Here is a 16007-nt window from a genome sequence, read left to right as displayed (position 1 = left end):
CCCCACCTCCCCCCCCCCCCGCGCCCGCCCCCCCCGCCCCCCCACGGCTCATTTGCTGTCAGACAGCCTCAAGGCGTGGTTTCAACAGGCTCCGTCAGCTCCGGGCATCAACGAGGACCACTTCAAACTCGGTGGCGCCCATCGTGAATTTTGCGTTCGGCAAGGCGAGCGTCCCGCCAAACAGGGCCGCCGTCGTCGGGATCACAAAGTGCGGGCTGGTGATGACTTCCTCAACAACACCGGAGGACAATGTAGCGTCGAGCTGGATGCGGCTGACCTGATTCAGGAAGTTCTGAACGGCCCAGATGGTGTTGCCCTGAGCGATGATGCCGTCAACGTTGGTCAGCACGACCGGGTTTCCTGTTGGGTCGGCGACCATGATCGGTGCACTGCCCCCGGCTTCAGGGTCAACGGTGAACAGGGTGCCCAGGCCCGAGTGGGCCACAATCAGGGTCTGGCCTCCGCGGACGGAGGTGATTCCGTTGAGGTTGAATCCGAAGGTGTTATTGGCGGCGGGGCCGCTCAAGGGGAGGACTTCTTGGGTTCCCAGGACCCCTTTGTTGCTGACGGGAACGAAGTACAAAGATCCCTCTGCCGAATTGGTGAACCATGCCCCATCGTGGGTAAGGGTGACGTCGTTGATGAAGCCTGTGCCGGCCGGTACAAGCTGATAGGTGGCAACGGTATCGCCGGTTCGGAGGTCGTAGACGTAGGCCTGGCCGGTGCCGCCTCCGGCCACGAAGAGGAGGTCATTCTTCACATCCACTTTCATGCCGGCTGCGGCCCGGCCTGCTGGGGCCGTGATGAACTCTTCGGCCGTTCCGGTTCGGATGTCTCCGCGGTAAATGTCACCTGTCACCAGATCGCCGGCAAAGAACGTGGTCCCCTTACCGGCAGCGATTCCTTCGGCACCGGAGGCTTCGGGGAGGTCGATGACACTCCCCCCTTTCGAGGCCTGGGGTGCTGCCAACGTTGCGGGTGCGGTGAGCAACAGAGCCGCCACCGCGGCAATCATTGCGGCGGCACTGCGGAATGACGTGGATTTCCTGGCTTTTGTATGCATGATTCTCCCGCTTCGGGCTCTTCGGTGCGGGGCTTTTCTGGGTACGAACGGGTTACTCCGCACGATGGTTTTTCCAGTGTAGGCAACCCCGCCACGAGTAGCCATAGTCCCCTGTTGGGCCTCTTCAGGCTGCGAGGCGGCCGAGGCGGGAGGAGATTGCCGAACCGAGCAGGAGCACGCGGAATGTCCGTTCAGCAGCTTCCCTAAGGAGCATGGCGCCTTCTGCCACTGCCCGGTCCATGTTCATAGGAATAGGGATAATTCCGGAAATTGCGTCGATGCCGGCGGCATGAACTTCGTGGGCATCCTTACCGATTGAGCCGGCAAAGGCCAGCACCGGGACGCCCGCTGCCTGAGCCATGAAGCTCCCATGAAACGCCAACGAAAAAATCTTCATCCTGCCGTCAGCACCGGAGCCGGGAACCAACATCCCCTAGAGTTGGGGGCATGAACGACGCCCAGCCAGCTACCGGACGCAGCCATGGAACCATCCTTGTCCTCAATGGACCGAACCTGAACCTGCTCGGCACCCGGGAACCTGAAAAGTACGGGACTGCCACCCTTGCCGACGTCGAGCAGCTGGCCAAAGACACCGCTGCCGCCCATGGCCTGGACGTGGAATGCTTCCAGTCCAACCACGAAGGCGCGCTGGTGGACGCCATTCATGCTGCCCGGGGCAAGGCGTTGGGGATCGTGCTGAATGCCGGGGCGTACACGCATACCTCGGTGGCCATCCGGGATGCAATATCCGCTGTGCAGCTGCCCACCGTAGAGGTTCACATCACCAACGTCCATGCGCGGGAAGCGTTCAGGCACCACTCCTACCTCTCGGACGTCAGTAAAGCGGTGATCGCCGGTGCCGGCATCATGGGCTACCGGTTCGCGGTCGAATACTTGGCCACGCTGGGTTCAGAAAACGCCTGACTCATGGCTTCCGGCGGCTCTGCAACTGCTGACTGGTACAGGACCTTTGGGACTGTTGATGCCCCGGGCTCCTCGGACTGCTACGCGGAGTGGGCCCTCGGCGTCGCGCAGGATCCGGAACTGATCCAGCGCATCGATGAGCTGCCCCACACGAAGCGTCAGCCACTGCTGCTTTTTGCCGCTGCGCGCTTCCTCGGCGCGGAGGTGAGTCCCTACCCGCAGTTCCGGAAGTTCCTGGACTCCCACTGGTCGGAAGTGGCACGGACGGTGCTCTCCCGCGCGACCCAGACCAATGAGGCGGGTCGTTGCGCCACGCTGCTGCCGTCGCTGGGCCTGATCGCAAGCCAGGAGGACCGCCCGCTTGCCCTGATCGAGGTGGGGGCCTCTGCCGGGCTGGCGCTGTTTCCGGACAAGTACAGCTACGAGTTCGACGACGGGAAGCAAGTCACGCGTCTTTCGCCGCCCGCAGTGGGAGTCAGCCCTGCAGACACCCCGCTCCTGCGGTGCGCCACTGAGGGGACGGTCCCCCTGCCCCCGCAACTGCCCCCTGTGGTGTGGCGGGCCGGGATTGACCTGAACCCTTTGGACGTCCGCAATCCCGACGACGTTGCCTGGCTTGAGGCCCTCGTCTGGCCTGAGCAGGAATTCCGTCGTGAGCGCCTGCACCAGGCCATTGCCATTGCCCAGCGGGAGCCTCCGCTGCTGCTGGCGGGGCATCTGAATGAGCAACTGCAGAACCTTGTTCACCAGGCTCCGGGGAATGCTGCGCTGGTAGTTTTCCACAGCGCCGTCATGGGCTATTTGAGCAGCAGGGACCGCGCGGAGTTCCAGGCCATCATGGCAAACCTCACCGCTCGTGGCAGTCATTGGTTGTCCAACGAGGGCAACACCGTCATTGAGCAGGAGGACGGATCAAGCGTGGTGCCAAACATTGACGAGGCCCGGCTAAAAGGGCGTTTCCTGATCTCGCACAACAGTAAGCCGGTTGCCATCGCCGGTCCGCACGGCCAAAGTCTCGAGTGGCTCTAGCTCACTCCTGAGGGCGTTACTTCTGGATGCACTGCCCCGGGGAGACGGCATCGGTGAGCGAAGGGGCCCGGGCAGCCACCGGGTTGAGGTCATCCATCGGAATGGCGAAGCCCAATGCCGCGTCCGACGTTGCCTTGGCGAAGATTACTCCAGCCACCAGCCCGTCAACAGTCAGGAGCGGACCGCCTGAATTGCCAGGTTGGACGTCCCCGGCCAGCCGGTAGACGTCGTCGGGAGTTGGATTATTGCCGTAGATGTCAGGGACCAGAACGGTGGCAATGTCCTGGACAGTGGCCGGCTTGGACTGGAAAGGGCCGCCATGGGGGTAGCCGGCAAACGCCGCAGGGCTGCCGCTGGGAAGGTCGGGGCTCAGGGCCAGAGGCGTCGAAGGCAGTCCTTCGACGGCGAGGACGGCAAGGTCACGCTGGCCGTCGAAGTACACCACACGCCCGGGATACGCCCCGCCGTCGGGCAGCTCTACAACAGGCTGCGACACGCCCGCCACGACATGGGCATTCGTCACCACCCTGTCAGGTGAAACCACAAAGCCGGTGCCGGTCTGGTTCTGCCCGCATTGGTACGCGGTTCCCGCAATTTTCAGGACCGACCGGGCCGCGCGGTTCAGTCCCGGAGTGTCGGTGCTGGCATTCGGAACCTGGACCGGTTGGCCTTGCCCGAAGCCCTCAATCAGGGTGGGGATGCCATTGCCGATGACCGTTGAACGCAGCTGCGCCATAGTGGCCTTGACCGGGGTTGGCGTCAACCCGTCTATGAACCTGATCACCCTGGACTCGGCCAGTTGCTGCGAGACAAACGGGACACCCAGCGCACTGATGCTGAAGGCGAGCATCGACATCACGAGGGCCGCCACCACAACGTTGACCGCCCCGCCTATCCCACGATCGACAGCCCGCAAAGGCTGGATTCGCACGGCACTGCGGACTCTCCGGCCGATCGCCGTCCCCAGCGCATGCCCCATCACCATAAGGACGACCGCGCTGCCAATGACCGCGGTGAGCCTCCAACCGGTGTCCTCAACGAAATCGGTGACGAGCGGTATGGAAACGAAGGCCGCAACTGCCCCGACCGCGAATCCGGCAATGCCGCCGAGGGTTACCAGAAAGCCGTTGCGCAGGCCATAGATCAGATAGGACAAGAGCGTCAGAATCAGCGCCAGGTCCAAAACGGTCAAGCCGAACACCAAGGCTCCTTACATACAGTTAGGATCCGATTCTACTGGCGAAGTCTGACAGTTTGCCCTCAATGGGGTGACGCCGGGGGCTGCTACCGGGGACTCACTAGCCGCCAGTCCGGGCCGTTGCGGAGCTCTCCTGAGCGCCATTCCGGGCGTTTCCCATGCCAAGTACGTCACAGAACCGCCAAAATTCTGGAACAATGGCAAAAGCGCCCACAGCCGACACTTTTACTCAGGAGATTTCATGGACATCGAGGTATTGCGCCGCGCACCCCTTTTCGCCACGCTCGACGACGAAGCTTTCCGTCTGCTGACGGACGAACTCACCGAGGTGGACCTGTCACGCGGAGCGTCCGTCTTCCGCGAAGGCGACCAGGGTGACCAGCTGTACTTCATCGTCTCCGGCAAGGTAAAGCTTGGCCGCACCTCCCCCGACGGCCGGGAGTCCCTGCTGGCCATCCTTGGCCCGGGCGAGCTCTTCGGCGAAATGGCACTGTTTGACCCGAGCCCCCGCACAGCAACGGCAACGGCTGTCTCTGAAACACGGTTGGCAGGCCTGAGGAACGAGAGCCTTAACGCCCTCCTCCGCACCCGTCCTGAGGTTTCAGCCCAGCTGCTCCAGGCCCTTGCCCGCAGGCTTCGTCGTACCAACGATTCCCTCTCGGACCTCGTCTTCTCGGATGTCCCCGGCCGCGTAGCCAAGGCTCTCCTGGATCTCGCCGACCGCTTCGGCCGTCCGGCAACCGACGGCGTGCTGGTGGCCCACGAGCTCACACAGGAAGAACTCGCCCAGCTCGTTGGCGCATCCCGCGAAACTGTGAACAAGGCCCTGGCCGAATTCGTGCAGCGCGGCTGGCTGCGACTGGAGGCGCGCGCCGTCGTAATCCTGGACATGCAGCGCCTCCGCCAACGCTCCCGCTAAACAAAGTTGTTCCGGCCCGAGGACGCGCGCATTCTCCTAGGACGCGCAAACGGCCTGAGGACACCCGAATATGAGTGTCCTTAGGCCGTTTCTGTGTCCTCAGCGGGCAGCAGGGAGGCACCCACAAGGCGGGCGACGGTCCTTCGTGTAGGAGCGCATCGCGGCGCATCGGGCTCCGGAGGTCGCCCGCGACCGCAGGCGCCCCTATGCGTCGTGTCTAAGCGACGACGAAGGGCTGGCGGCCGCCGCAAGCCAAAGACTTACCGCTCGCGCTGGGGTTCTCCGGCTACCGTCTTTGCGGCCTCGACTTCGAGCATCAGCTTGCTGTCCTCTTCCACGAGCTTCGGCTGGTACACGTGCGGTTTGCGCTTGTAGCTCAGGTAGGCGATGCAGCCATTGGCCGCCGCCATTTTCTCGAGCATGATTTCCGACCCCGGCACCAGGAGCTGGCCGAGCGTGAGGCCCACCGTGTTTTCCTGGCCTACTTCATCGCCGAGGGCCGATGTCTCGCGCTCTTCAATGACACGCTTGGCACAGACCCAACGGCCCCACACGCCCTTGCTCTCCAGGAGCGTTGGCTGCTGGTTGACCGGGAGAGTCGCGGCAAAGTAGCGCGTGTTGAAGCGGTGGTGGGCAAAATCCGGGCTGAGCCAATTCACCAGGGGCTTCAGCAGGTCCGTGCGAAGGGACAGCCCCCGCTTGGCAAGGACATCCGTGAACGACTTTTCCTGGTTCGCAACAGCTTCACGCGCCCGCATCCATTCCGGAGTGGACGTTGCCTCAACGGTGCTGGAAAGGTCGGGGCCGGCCAACAGCACGCCGGTTTCCTCGAAAAGTTCGCGGATGGCTCCCACGATGTGGCGGCGGGCGAGTCCGACGTCGTCCGTTCCCATCTGCTCGGCCCAATGCTGTGGTGAGGGGCCAAGCCAGCCGAGGGGGTCGTCGTCGGGGGCATCAAGGGATCCGCCGGGGAAGGCGAGCACTCCCAGAGGGGAAGACCCCGGGCGGTAGCCCAGCCAGGTCTCCAGCCCCGTGGGTGAGTCCCTAAGCAGAACGACAGATGAGGCGAGGCGCGGAGCACGTGGTGTCCGCTCGCCATGTTCGAGCCAGCTGCGTGCTGCCCCCTCAAGTTCCGGGGGCAACACAAACAGGCGACGGGCTAACTGTGGCAAAGAAAACGACCGGCCTTAGGCGAACTCGGCAATCAGGTCCACTTCAACCGGAGAGTCAAGGGGAAGGACTGAAACGCCGACGGCGGCGCGTGCGTGTTGCCCGGCGTCGCCGAGCACTTTACCCAGCAGTTCGGAGGCACCGTTGATGACTCCGGGCTGACCGGTGAAGGACGGGTCAGACGAAACGTAACCGACAACCTTGACGATCCGCGTGATGCGGTCAAGATCACCGATGACGCTTTTGACGGCGGCCAGCGCGTTGACTGCGCACACCGCAGCGTAGTACTTGGCGTCTTCAGGGGAGACTGTCGGTTCGTCGGCATACCCTTCCGAACCGGTGGACACTTTGCCCGTAGCTTCGAGTTTGCCCTTAATAAAGGGCAGCTGGCCTGAGGTGTAAACGTGGTTACCGGAAATCACTGCCGGGACGTAGACGGCCACCGGGGCAGCCACCTCGGGCAGGGTCAATCCAAGCTCGGCGAGTCGTTGCTCGACGGCGGATGCCGGTGCGTCAGACGCCGCAGCGTCGGTGTTTGCGGGGCTTGTCATGCTACTGCTTCTCCCTTTTAAGATAGGCAACCAGACCGTTGCCTTCCGGACCCGGAACAACTTGGACCAGCTCCCAGCCGTCGTCTCCCCACTGGTCAAGGATCTGCTTTGTGGCGTGAATAATGAGCGGAATCGTGGCGTACTCCCATTTGGTCATGAGAGAAAGACTAGTCCTACCCGCTAAAGTGGAAAACATGGCGACTGGTAAGAACCCTTTATTTGACACGGCCACTACCCTCGGAAAGATCCTCGGATTCCTGGGTGTGAGTGCCATTTGTGGTGTCCTGGTGGCAGGTTTGCTGGTTCCGGCCGCGGCCGTTTCGGGCAGCACAGCCAGCGGATCCATCGAGTTCTTTGACACTCTTCCGGCCGAATTGCAGGTGGACCCGCCGAGCCAGTCCACCAAAATTCTTGCGGCCGATGGCAGTGTCATTGCCACGCTTTTTGACGAGAACCGTACCCGCGTATCGCTGGACCAGATGTCGCCATACATCAAGGAAGCGGTCATCGCGGTTGAGGACAGCCGGTTCTATGACCACGGCGGGGTGGACACCACCGGCATAATGCGGGCCCTCGTCAGCACAGCCAGGGGAAATCGGCAGGGCGCGTCAACCATCACCCAGCAGTACGTCAACAATGTCCTGAACTCCAACCTTGCCGCCGAAGGCAAGGAAGCGGACATCAAGCTCAACGGCGTGAACAAAGGCGTTGGGGACAAACTCCGTGAAATGAAGCTTGCCATCGCCCTGGAGAAAAAATTCACCAAGGAGCAGATCCTTGAGGGTTACCTGAACATCGTCTTTTTCAACCGGGACGCCTACGGCATCGAAGCCGCCTCAAAGCTTTTCTTCAGCACCTCCGCGAAGGACCTGACCCTGCCGCAGGCGGCACTCCTGGCCGGTGTCGTGAACAGCCCATCGTTCTACGACCCCATCGCCAACCCGGAGAACGCCAAAAACCGCCGGGACCTCGTGCTGAACCTCATGCTCAACCAAGGCAAGATCAATCAGGCCGATCATGATGCCGCCATAGCCACCCCGGTGGAAACCAAGGTCACCCCTGCCCGTCAAGGCTGCGCCTATGCGGCCACTGCCGCGTACTTCTGTGACTATGTGCTCCACCTCCTTGAAAACGACCCCGCGTATGGGGCAACCATCGAAGAGCGCAGAAGCAAGATCTACCGCGGGGGCCTGACCATCACCACCACCCTGGATCCCAACGCCCAAGCAATTGCGCAGGGTCAGGTTGATGCTTCGGCCGGTGCGAACCCGGACAAGTGGGGCGCTGCCTTGGTGTCTGTTCAGCCCAATACGGGCAAGATCATCAACATGGCCCAGAACACCGTGTGGTTGCCGGCCGAGGGGAAATTCCAGGCGGAGCAGAACTTCAACGTTGACAAGCTGGACGCCAACGGCAACGACCTCAACGGCCTCGGCGGTGCGCAGCCAGGTTCAACCATGAAACCGTTTACCTTTGCTGAATACCTCAATGAGGGCAACTCGATGAACACGGTCCTGAACGGTGCCGTCCGCAAATATCCACAGACCTTCCCGTGGAAGAACACTTGCCCGACGCCTACCACAGGCTGGTATGACAGCAACGTTGCCGGGAGCACTGATCTTCAGAACGCTGAGGAAGGTTACTACCGCAGCATGACCGTGCTTGACGGGCTTGCCAACTCGATCAACACTATGACTTTCGCAACTGCGGCGAGAGTAGACCTCTGCGGGATCCAGAAGGTGGTGGACGCCGTTGGTATCCACCAGGGTCTACCGAGCCCTGATGGTCCAAACCCGCAAATCCCCATGACCACAATCGGTAACCTCCTGGGTTCGAAGCAGACGGCGCCCTTGACAATGGCTGCCGCTTTCGCCACGTTCGCGAACGACGGCAAGTACTGCGCCCCGATCGCCATCACGGCTGTCACAGACCAGACCGGAGCTCAGCTCCCGGCTCAGTCCACAAATTGCCGTGACGCCCTCAAACCCGAGGTCGCCCGCGGTGTGAACTACGCCCTGCAGGAAGTCCTGAACCGAGGTTCGGGTTCGCTGATTCAGCCCCGAATCTCGACCAGGACCAACTTCCCCATTGCGGCCAAGACCGGTACGTCGAACATGAATGAATCAACATGGGTGGTGGGTCACACCACGGGCCTTGCAACCGCGGCGTGGTTCGGTGACCCTCTGGGCAACCAACAGCGTCCCGGCCAGAACATCACCGTCAACGGCAAGTTCTACAAGGGGATCGACGGTTACATGATCGCCGGGCCGATGTTCTCCCAGTACATGGCTCAGGTGGCCCCTGCCTATGGGACCAACCCGTTCCCGGCACCGCCGTCGAACCTGGTCAGCGGACCCGCTCCCCGTCCGTCCACCCAGAGCACCACTCCGGCCCAGGCGCCCACCCAAGCCCCCGCTCCGGCCTCAGGCTCGGACAACAAGGGCCGCGGGAACGGATAGCCCACCGATGGCCGATTTCTCCGCATTGGCAGACCGCGCCCGCACCGTCGGGCGCGGTCTTGCCGTCACAGCCGCCGTTGGAGCCACTGCAGGGCTTGCCGCCGCAGGTTACGGGATGTGGGAAAAGAACCAGTTCGAGCTGCGCGAAGAAACGCTGCCCATCCTCCCCAACGGCTACGGTCCGTTTCGCGTCCTCCACCTGAGCGATATCCACTTCATCCCCGGCCAGAATCTCAAAGCGGACTGGCTGCAGTCTTTGGCAGCCTTGAAGCCGGATCTGGTGGTCAACACGGGTGACAACCTCAGCCATGTGAAGGCGGTCGACCCCCTCCTGGAAGCATTGCAGCCGCTGATGGAATTCCCCGGGGTTTTCGTCCCGGGCTCCAACGACTATTTCGCCCCGCGGCTGAAAAACCCGGCCATGTATCTCCTCCGGCCCTCCCAAGCCGAGCGGAAACCGTTGGAGCTTGATTGGCCGCGGCTGCGAGCAGGCTTCGGCATGGGTGGCTGGGTGGACCTGACCAACCGTGCCCAGTCCCTGGTACTGAAAGGGCTCCGCTTCGATTTCTCCGGCGTCGACGATCCCCACCTTGGCCTGGAACGGTACGCCGGCTGGCCGCGAGGCACCAAGAACCAGGACATCACGCCGCATCTCCGCGTCGGCGTGATCCATGCCCCCTACCAGCGCGTCCTGGACCACTTCACCGAGGACGGCGCCGATCTCCTCCTGGCCGGCCATACCCACGGCGGGCAGATCTGCATCCCAGGCTACGGCGCGCTTGTGGCCAACTGCGACCTCCCCACGTGGCGGGCAAAGGGCCTCAACGACTGGAACAGCAACGGACGTACGACGCCGGTGAACGTCTCGGGAGGCATCGGCACTTCGCGCTTCGCGCCGGTCCGGATCGCCTGCCGCCCGGAAGCCGTTCTGCTCACGCTGACTGCAAAAGGCTAGAGCAGGCCCTCGAACGCGAGCATTGCGTATTGCAATAACTGCCCAAGCTCCTGGTCTCTCCTGGAATTCCGTGAATCGTGTCATGCCATGGAATAAGGTTGTTGCTACGGGCCACCACATACGCAGTTGAGCGCTAAGAAGCGGGCATGACCAAGCAGACCTCATTCTTCCAATCCATCAGCCGTCTCTATCCCCATATGAAGCCCATCCTGCCGAGGCTTTTTATGGGGCTTCTTTGTGCGCTTTTGGCCAGCGTCGTGGCTTTGGCCATTCCGCAAGTACTGCGGGTGCTGGTCAATGAATCGCTCCAGCCCGGCGGAGCCACTGAGTCCGTGCTGATGGCCTCGCTGACCATACTTGTGCTCGGTATCGCCGAGGCCGGACTCGTTGCCCTGCGCCGGCAGTTCGTCATCAACCCCGCCACCACAGTGGAAACCCGGATGCGAATCTCGCTCTACCACCACCTGCAGGACCTCCCTGTTGCCTTCCACGACCGCTGGGGTTCCGGACAGTTGCTCTCCCGCGCCATGACGGACCTGAACTTCCTCCGCCGCTGGATGGCCTTCGGCGCCATCATGCTGGTGGTGACCACCCTGACCGTGGTGATCGGCGTCGTCGTGATGTTTACCATGAGCTGGCAGTTGGCGCTGATCTTCCTCTGTGCCGCCCTGCCCATCATGATTTATGGCTTCCGGTTCCGCACGAGCTTCAGCAAGGTCACCCGGCAAAGTCAGGACCAGGCCGGGGACCTCGCCACAACGGTGGAGGAGTCGGTGCACGGCATTCGCGTCCTGAAGGCCTTTGGCAGGAGCCGGGAAGCGCTGGAGAACTTCAATGAGCAGGCTGAGGTGCTGCGGCAGACCGAAATCGCTAAGGCCAAGCACCAGGCCACCTTCACCATGGTGGTCACGCTCCTCCCCGAACTTGCCCTTGGCGCCGGGCTGGTGGTCGGGGTAATGCTGGCGGCAAGCGGCGAGCTGAGCATCGGTGCCCTGGTGGCATTCTTTGCCACCGCGGCAGTGGTCGCGGCGCCTGTGGAGTTCTCAGGGATGCTCCTTGCCATGGCCCTTACCGCTAAGACCGCTGTGGACCGGCATTTCGAAGTCATGGATTCGGCCAACACCATCACCACCCCGGAGACGCAGCGGAAGCCGCAGGAGGTAAAGGGCGCACTGAGTTTCAACAACGCTTCCTTCGCCTTTGAGGATGCGTCGGACCATCCCATCCTTCGGGGCATCTCCCTGGACGTCAGGCCGGGCGAGACCCTGGCATTGGTGGGTATCACCGGCAGCGGGAAGAGTGCCATGCTTCAGCTGGTGCCACGCCTCTACGACGTTACGGACGGCTCCATCACCATCGACGGCGTTGATCTGCGCGATTTCGACGTCGAAGAACTCCGGCGCATAGTAGGCATGGCCTTCGAGGACACCACTTTGTTCTCCAGCTCTGTCCGGGACAACGTACTGCTTGGAGCCTCGGAGCGGACCGAGGAACTCCTCCACGAGTCGCTGGACGTCGCCCAGGCCCACTTCGCGTACTCCCTTCCCGATGGCGTGGATACGCTGATCGGCGAGGAAGGGCTCAGCCTGTCCGGCGGCCAGCGCCAGCGCATCGCCCTGGCCCGGGCAATCGCGGCCAAGCCCAAAGTCCTGGTGCTCGATGACCCGTTGTCCGCCCTGGACGTCCACACTGAAGAGCTCGTGGAAGCGAGGCTCCGGAAAGTCCTCGCCGATACAACGACGCTGATCGTTGCGCACCGCCCGTCCACTGTCGCGCTGGCGGACCGGGTGGCTTTGCTGGAGAACGGCCGCATCACCGCCGTCGGAACCCATACTGAACTGCTCGCAGCCAACGACCATTACCGGTACGTGATCGCGAACCTGGTCGCTGAACCCCGGGACCTCGATTCCGAGCTGTCGGAACTCGACGCCGAGGCCGAGGAGATGTCCCGATGACCACCACCACGTTCGGTACAGCCAACGAGGACAACGCCTTCCTCAGCAAGAGCGACAGCAGGACCGTCCGACGGCGGTCTCTTGCGCTGCTCGGGTCCCTCATCCGTCCGGTCCGGCTCCGGTTCTGGCTCACCCTCGCCACCGTAATCCTGTCCCAGCTCGCAAGGGTCTCGGGGCCGGTCCTGATCGCTTTCGGCATCGACCATGCCCTCCCGGCTTTGCGTGCCGGGGACGATCTCCCCCTGATACTGACCGGCGTCGCCTATCTGGCGGCTGCGATTACGACGGCGGCCCTCACCGCTCTCTATGTCACGTCGACGGCGAAACTCAGCCAGGCGATGCTCCTTGACCTGCGGCTCAGGGTGTTTCGGCACACCCAGCGGCTCAGCCTCGAGTTCCATGAAAAGTACACCTCCGGCCGCATCATTGCCCGGCAGACTTCTGATCTGGAAGCACTCCGTGAACTCCTTGATTCCGGCGTGAGCTCCCTGGCGTCAGGAATGCTGTTCATGGTGTTCACCGCCGTCACGGTGTTCGCCCTCGACTGGCGAAGCGGCCTGATCCTGCTGGGTGCAGGCGTGCCGATGTACTTCCTGTCCCGCTGGTACCAGAAGCACTCCCAGATTGTCTTCCGGGAATCCCGGGTTGTGTCGGCGAGGCTGATCGTTCACTTTGTGGAATCCATGACGGGGATCCGGGCCGTCAAGGCCTTCCGAAAGGAACGGGAGAACGCCCAGCGGTACAGCGACCTCTCTGAGAACTACCGCAAAGTCACCGTGCGCTCCATCAACCTCAACGGCATTTTCCAGCCGGGCCTGGTGCTGATCGGCAACGTCTGCGTGGCAGTGGTCCTGCTCATCGGCGGATTCCGCGTTCTGGGCGGCGATCTCGAGGTGGGGGTCCTCCTGGCCTTGATGCTGTCCGCCAAGCGCTTCTTCCAGCCAGTGGATCAGATGGCCATGTTCTACAACTCCTTCCAAAGTGCACAGGCAGCCCTCGAAAAAGTCTCGGGTCTCCTGGAGGAAGTCCCCACGGTCAGGCCACCCAAGAACCCTGTACCGCTCAAGGACGCACGCGGCACTATCGACTTCAAGGGAGTGGAATTCCGGTACGGCGACGGCCCGGTCATCATTCCCAAACTGGATCTCCACATCCCGGCCGGGCAAACTGTGGCTCTGGTAGGCCAGACCGGTGCAGGTAAATCGACCTTCGCCAAGCTGATCGCCAGGTTTTACGATGTATCCTCCGGAACGCTCACTCTGGACGGAGTGGACCTCCGCGACCTGAGCACCACGGATCTTCGCAGGAACGTTGTGATGGTGACCCAGGAAGCCTTCCTGTTCAGCGGCTCCGTGGCGGACAACATCGCGTTGGGCCGCCCTGAGGCCACGCGGGCTGAAATTGAGGAAGCAGCCAAGGCTGTGGGCGCCCACGAGTTCATCATGGAACTGCCCGAGGGATACGACACCGACGTCAACAAGCGGGGCGGCCGGGTGTCGTCCGGCCAGCGCCAGCTCATCAGCTTTGCCCGCGCTTTCCTGGCGAAGCCGGCTGTCCTGATCCTCGATGAGGCAACATCTTCGCTGGATGTCCCCTCAGAGCGGTTGGTCCAGCAGGGCCTGGCAGGGCTTCTGGAAGGGGTCGCAGGCAAGGAGTCCGGCCGCACTGCGCTGATCATCGCGCACCGCCTCTCCACCGTGGAGACGGCCGATCGCGTCCTGGTGGTCCACGACGGCCGAGTGGTGGAAGACGGCAGTCCCGAGGAACTGATCAGTGGCGGCGGGCGCTTCGCCCGGCTCCATGGAGCGTGGAAGGACTCGCTGGTTTGATTCCAGTTCGAGGGGCGGTGTGGGGAGCCTGGTGATTTCGCATCCGGTGCTCCGATCCGCTATTCTTGTAAAGTTGCTTTTGCAGCGGATCGGGATGTAGCGCAGCTTGGTAGCGCGCTTCGTTCGGGACGAAGAGGTCGCAGGTTCAAATCCTGTCATCCCGACCAAACAGTAAGAGGGTCTTCCAATCGGAAGGCCCTCTTTCGCATATCCAAGCCGTTTTCCCTGACCCCAGTGGACTTGATTCACATGCCGGCTTAAAGTCTCGAGCCCCGGGTTCATGCGCTTGGCATGGACCCGGGGCTCTGGATGGTCCCTTTCGGGCTGACGTCTTTTTACATTGGATCAGGCCAGTTGCCGATCATAGGAAGGAACATGGGGTCAGGCCAGTTACCGATTGCCTGGGGTGCGCTCATCGGGTCCGGCCAGTTGCCGATCGCTACAGTCGAGGACTCAACGGGGGCGGCGGACACGACGGCTGGAGCAGCAAACGCGAAAGCCACTGCCCCGGCCATGGCAACGGAAGCAGCAATCTTCTTTAACATGGATGTTCCTCAATACGAGTTGGATTCGTTACAAAGTTTGCGCGGCGCTTGTTGACATACATTGTAAAATGTTTTCCACAGAGGCTGTCAAGCATTTCCTTTAAGACTGCCCAAAATGAGGAGGAACCGGTGGGGAACGGATTCGGCGAGAAGCTCCGTGCGGAGCGTCTCGAACGGGGGCTGACTCAAGCCGAACTCGGGAAGGACCTCTACTCCCCCAGTTACATCTCCCTGCTGGAAACCGGCCGGCGTGAGCCTACGGCAGACGTCATTGAAGAGCTGGCCAGGCGACTGGAAATGGCCCCCAAAGCCCTCGAAGCCTGGAGCCAGCCGGTGTCCATCAGCGACGCCGAGTACGTTTTGGCCGGCTTGTATGCCCGCCAGGCGTGGGATCTGAGGGACTACCCGCTTGCCGCGAGCCACGCTGCGACCGCCGCACAAATAGCCCTCGAAGGGCGGAACACCAGCGCCTGGTGGAACATGACTTACATGCAGGCCGAATGCCTGATGAAGCAGGGGCAGTTGGCTGACTGCCAGAAAATCATCCAGCACCTCTTGGAGCACCCCATGGCCTCCGAGTCGGTAGGCCTCGGCGTCAGGGCACGGCAGATGCTCGCCGCAGTATGCCACGGCCAAGGCCAGCTCACTGCCGCCGTCGAGCACGCGCAGGAAGCCGTAAGGCTCTGTGAGCAACTGCCTCAGGGGTCCACGTTGATCATCGGTGCGATGCGCGCGCTGATCGGCGCCCTGGCCGAAAGCGGCAGGCTTGAGGAGGCCTGGAAATACTGCCAGCTCATGAACGAGCAAACGGACGAAAACTCCATGTCCCAGCTTGCCGGCGAGGTGGCCTGGGTGATCGGAAACGTGGCGTTCATGCGCCACGACTACCCGGAGGGCATTAAGCACCACGAACGCGCCGCCAGGCTGCTCTCGCCGGCCAACGATATCGAGCTTTGGGCACGGTTCAACAAAGCCTCAGCGGCCGTCCGCCTGTCCTCCGGCATAGTAGAGCCTGAGACTTTATCCGCTATCGAGCGTGCCGAACTGGCGCTCTCTATTGTGGGAGGAAACAAGACGGACCAGCTCGAGGTTGCGTTCATCCGGGCCCGCTGGCTCTACCTCACCGGCGATATCGTGGCGGCCGTCAACAAGCTCCGCGAGATCCACGCCGAACGCAAGGCCCTGGGCAAGCACACTGCCGGCGAAGTGTCCCTCCTGCTGGGAAAGTCACTCAAGGCAGCGGGCGAACCGGAAGAGGCTTTGGAGCATCTGGAAGAGGCGCGGAAAGAATTCAGCTCAGCAGGAGCTTCGGACCGGCTGCAGCAGGCCATGGACGCCATCCTGGAAATCAAGCTCGCCGAACGCCGCGCTGCTGCGGCATCCGGCGGTTCAGTTGACACTGCAGGCTGA

15 protein-coding genes and 1 tRNA gene are annotated in these 16007 nt (G+C 62.4%); 9 read left to right on the top strand and 7 right to left on the bottom strand.

What is annotated here, in order from left to right:
• Window positions 1–94 precede the first annotated feature (94 nt).
• Window positions 95–1063, bottom strand: a complete 969-nt coding sequence (locus RIN13_RS07535; RefSeq protein ID WP_309106713.1) for a hypothetical protein — start codon at window positions 1061–1063, stop codon at window positions 95–97.
• Between the two features lie 124 nt (window positions 1064–1187).
• On the bottom strand, window positions 1188–1424 hold the full coding sequence (locus tag RIN13_RS07530) for a glycerate kinase (protein ID WP_309106712.1): 237 nt from the start codon (window positions 1422–1424) through the stop codon (window positions 1188–1190).
• Window positions 1425–1510: 86 nt separating this feature from the next.
• Here RIN13_RS07530 and aroQ point away from each other — a divergent pair, with 86 nt between their 5' ends.
• Together aroQ and RIN13_RS07520 are read left to right on the top strand one after the other, a co-directional pair.
• Window positions 1511–1987, top strand: a complete 477-nt coding sequence (gene aroQ / locus RIN13_RS07525) for a type II 3-dehydroquinate dehydratase (RefSeq protein ID WP_309106711.1) — start codon at window positions 1511–1513, stop codon at window positions 1985–1987.
• 3 nt (window positions 1988–1990) lie between these two features.
• Window positions 1991–3016, top strand: a complete 1026-nt coding sequence (locus tag RIN13_RS07520; protein WP_309106710.1) for a DUF2332 domain-containing protein — start codon at window positions 1991–1993, stop codon at window positions 3014–3016.
• Between the two features lie 16 nt (window positions 3017–3032).
• Here RIN13_RS07520 and RIN13_RS07515 read toward each other — a convergent pair whose 3' ends face one another.
• Window positions 3033–4217 carry a MarP family serine protease gene (locus RIN13_RS07515; RefSeq protein WP_309106709.1) on the bottom strand — a complete coding sequence of 395 codons (1185 nt, stop codon included), beginning with the start codon at window positions 4215–4217 and terminating at the stop codon, window positions 3033–3035.
• A gap of 238 nt (window positions 4218–4455) precedes the next feature.
• Between RIN13_RS07515 and RIN13_RS07510 the strand changes: the two genes are divergently transcribed.
• Window positions 4456–5133 (top strand): Crp/Fnr family transcriptional regulator, encoded by a 678-nt coding sequence (locus tag RIN13_RS07510; RefSeq protein WP_214961308.1) that lies wholly within the window; start codon window positions 4456–4458, stop codon window positions 5131–5133.
• Between the two features lie 260 nt (window positions 5134–5393).
• Here the strand turns inward: RIN13_RS07510 and RIN13_RS07505 are convergent, their stop codons facing one another.
• The 3 genes from RIN13_RS07505 to RIN13_RS07495 are packed head-to-tail and all read right to left on the bottom strand — an operon-like array spanning window position 5394 to window position 7011.
• On the bottom strand, window positions 5394–6305 hold the full coding sequence (locus RIN13_RS07505; RefSeq protein WP_309106708.1) for an NUDIX hydrolase: 912 nt from the start codon (window positions 6303–6305) through the stop codon (window positions 5394–5396).
• A 15-nt stretch (window positions 6306–6320) separates the two neighbouring features.
• Window positions 6321–6854, bottom strand: a complete 534-nt coding sequence (locus tag RIN13_RS07500; RefSeq protein WP_309106707.1) for a RidA family protein — start codon at window positions 6852–6854, stop codon at window positions 6321–6323.
• Window position 6855: 1 nt separating this feature from the next.
• Window positions 6856–7011, bottom strand: a complete 156-nt coding sequence (locus RIN13_RS07495; protein ID WP_144671455.1) for a DUF4177 domain-containing protein — start codon at window positions 7009–7011, stop codon at window positions 6856–6858.
• 37 nt (window positions 7012–7048) lie between these two features.
• Between RIN13_RS07495 and RIN13_RS07490 the strand changes: the two genes are divergently transcribed.
• From RIN13_RS07490 to RIN13_RS07470, 5 genes are all read left to right on the top strand, one after another.
• Window positions 7049–9313, top strand: a complete 2265-nt coding sequence (locus RIN13_RS07490) for a transglycosylase domain-containing protein (protein ID WP_309106706.1) — start codon at window positions 7049–7051, stop codon at window positions 9311–9313.
• A gap of 7 nt (window positions 9314–9320) precedes the next feature.
• Complete coding sequence (locus RIN13_RS07485) at window positions 9321–10268, top strand: metallophosphoesterase (protein WP_309106705.1); 948 nt, start codon at window positions 9321–9323, stop codon at window positions 10266–10268.
• A 146-nt stretch (window positions 10269–10414) separates the two neighbouring features.
• Window positions 10415–12223, top strand: coding sequence for an ABC transporter ATP-binding protein (locus RIN13_RS07480; protein WP_309106704.1), 1809 nt, complete (start codon window positions 10415–10417; stop codon window positions 12221–12223).
• The gene (locus RIN13_RS07475) at window positions 12220–14052 is read left to right on the top strand and encodes an ABC transporter ATP-binding protein (protein WP_309106703.1); all 1833 of its coding nucleotides are present in this window, start codon (window positions 12220–12222) and stop codon (window positions 14050–14052) included. Before RIN13_RS07480 ends, RIN13_RS07475 begins: the two co-directional genes overlap by 4 nt.
• A gap of 90 nt (window positions 14053–14142) precedes the next feature.
• Window positions 14143–14219, top strand: a tRNA-Pro gene (locus tag RIN13_RS07470).
• Between the two features lie 168 nt (window positions 14220–14387).
• Here RIN13_RS07470 and RIN13_RS07465 read toward each other — a convergent pair.
• On the bottom strand, window positions 14388–14597 hold the full coding sequence (locus RIN13_RS07465; RefSeq protein WP_309106702.1) for a hypothetical protein: 210 nt from the start codon (window positions 14595–14597) through the stop codon (window positions 14388–14390).
• 129 nt (window positions 14598–14726) lie between these two features.
• On the opposite strand from RIN13_RS07465, the gene RIN13_RS07460 reads away from it, so the two are divergent.
• Window positions 14727–16007, top strand: coding sequence for a helix-turn-helix domain-containing protein (locus RIN13_RS07460; protein ID WP_309106701.1), 1281 nt, complete (start codon window positions 14727–14729; stop codon window positions 16005–16007).

This window comes from Arthrobacter sp. (assembly GCF_031179985.1).
In the GTDB taxonomy this organism is placed as follows: Bacteria; Actinomycetota; Actinomycetes; order Actinomycetales; family Micrococcaceae; genus Arthrobacter.
This window is presented reverse-complemented; position numbering and strand designations above follow the sequence as displayed.

Bases quoted from the DNA above. Each gene is read 5' to 3' on its own strand.
- RIN13_RS07535 (WP_309106713.1), bottom strand. From the start codon at position 1,063: ATGCATACAAAAGCCAGGAAATCCACGTCATTCCGCAGTGCCGCCGCA.
- RIN13_RS07530 (WP_309106712.1), bottom strand. From the start codon at position 1,424: ATGGCTCAGGCAGCGGGCGTCCCGGTGCTGGCCTTTGCCGGCTCAATC.
- aroQ (WP_309106711.1), top strand. From the start codon at position 1,511: ATGAACGACGCCCAGCCAGCTACCGGACGCAGCCATGGAACCATCCTT.
- RIN13_RS07520 (WP_309106710.1), top strand. From the start codon at position 1,991: ATGGCTTCCGGCGGCTCTGCAACTGCTGACTGGTACAGGACCTTTGGG.
- RIN13_RS07510 (WP_214961308.1), top strand. From the start codon at position 4,456: ATGGACATCGAGGTATTGCGCCGCGCACCCCTTTTCGCCACGCTCGAC.
- RIN13_RS07500 (WP_309106707.1), bottom strand. From the start codon at position 6,854: ATGACAAGCCCCGCAAACACCGACGCTGCGGCGTCTGACGCACCGGCA.
- RIN13_RS07495 (WP_144671455.1), bottom strand. From the start codon at position 7,011: ATGACCAAATGGGAGTACGCCACGATTCCGCTCATTATTCACGCCACA.
- RIN13_RS07490 (WP_309106706.1), top strand. From the start codon at position 7,049: ATGGCGACTGGTAAGAACCCTTTATTTGACACGGCCACTACCCTCGGA.
- RIN13_RS07485 (WP_309106705.1), top strand. From the start codon at position 9,321: ATGGCCGATTTCTCCGCATTGGCAGACCGCGCCCGCACCGTCGGGCGC.
- RIN13_RS07480 (WP_309106704.1), top strand. From the start codon at position 10,415: ATGACCAAGCAGACCTCATTCTTCCAATCCATCAGCCGTCTCTATCCC.
- RIN13_RS07475 (WP_309106703.1), top strand. From the start codon at position 12,220: ATGACCACCACCACGTTCGGTACAGCCAACGAGGACAACGCCTTCCTC.
- RIN13_RS07465 (WP_309106702.1), bottom strand. From the start codon at position 14,597: ATGTTAAAGAAGATTGCTGCTTCCGTTGCCATGGCCGGGGCAGTGGCT.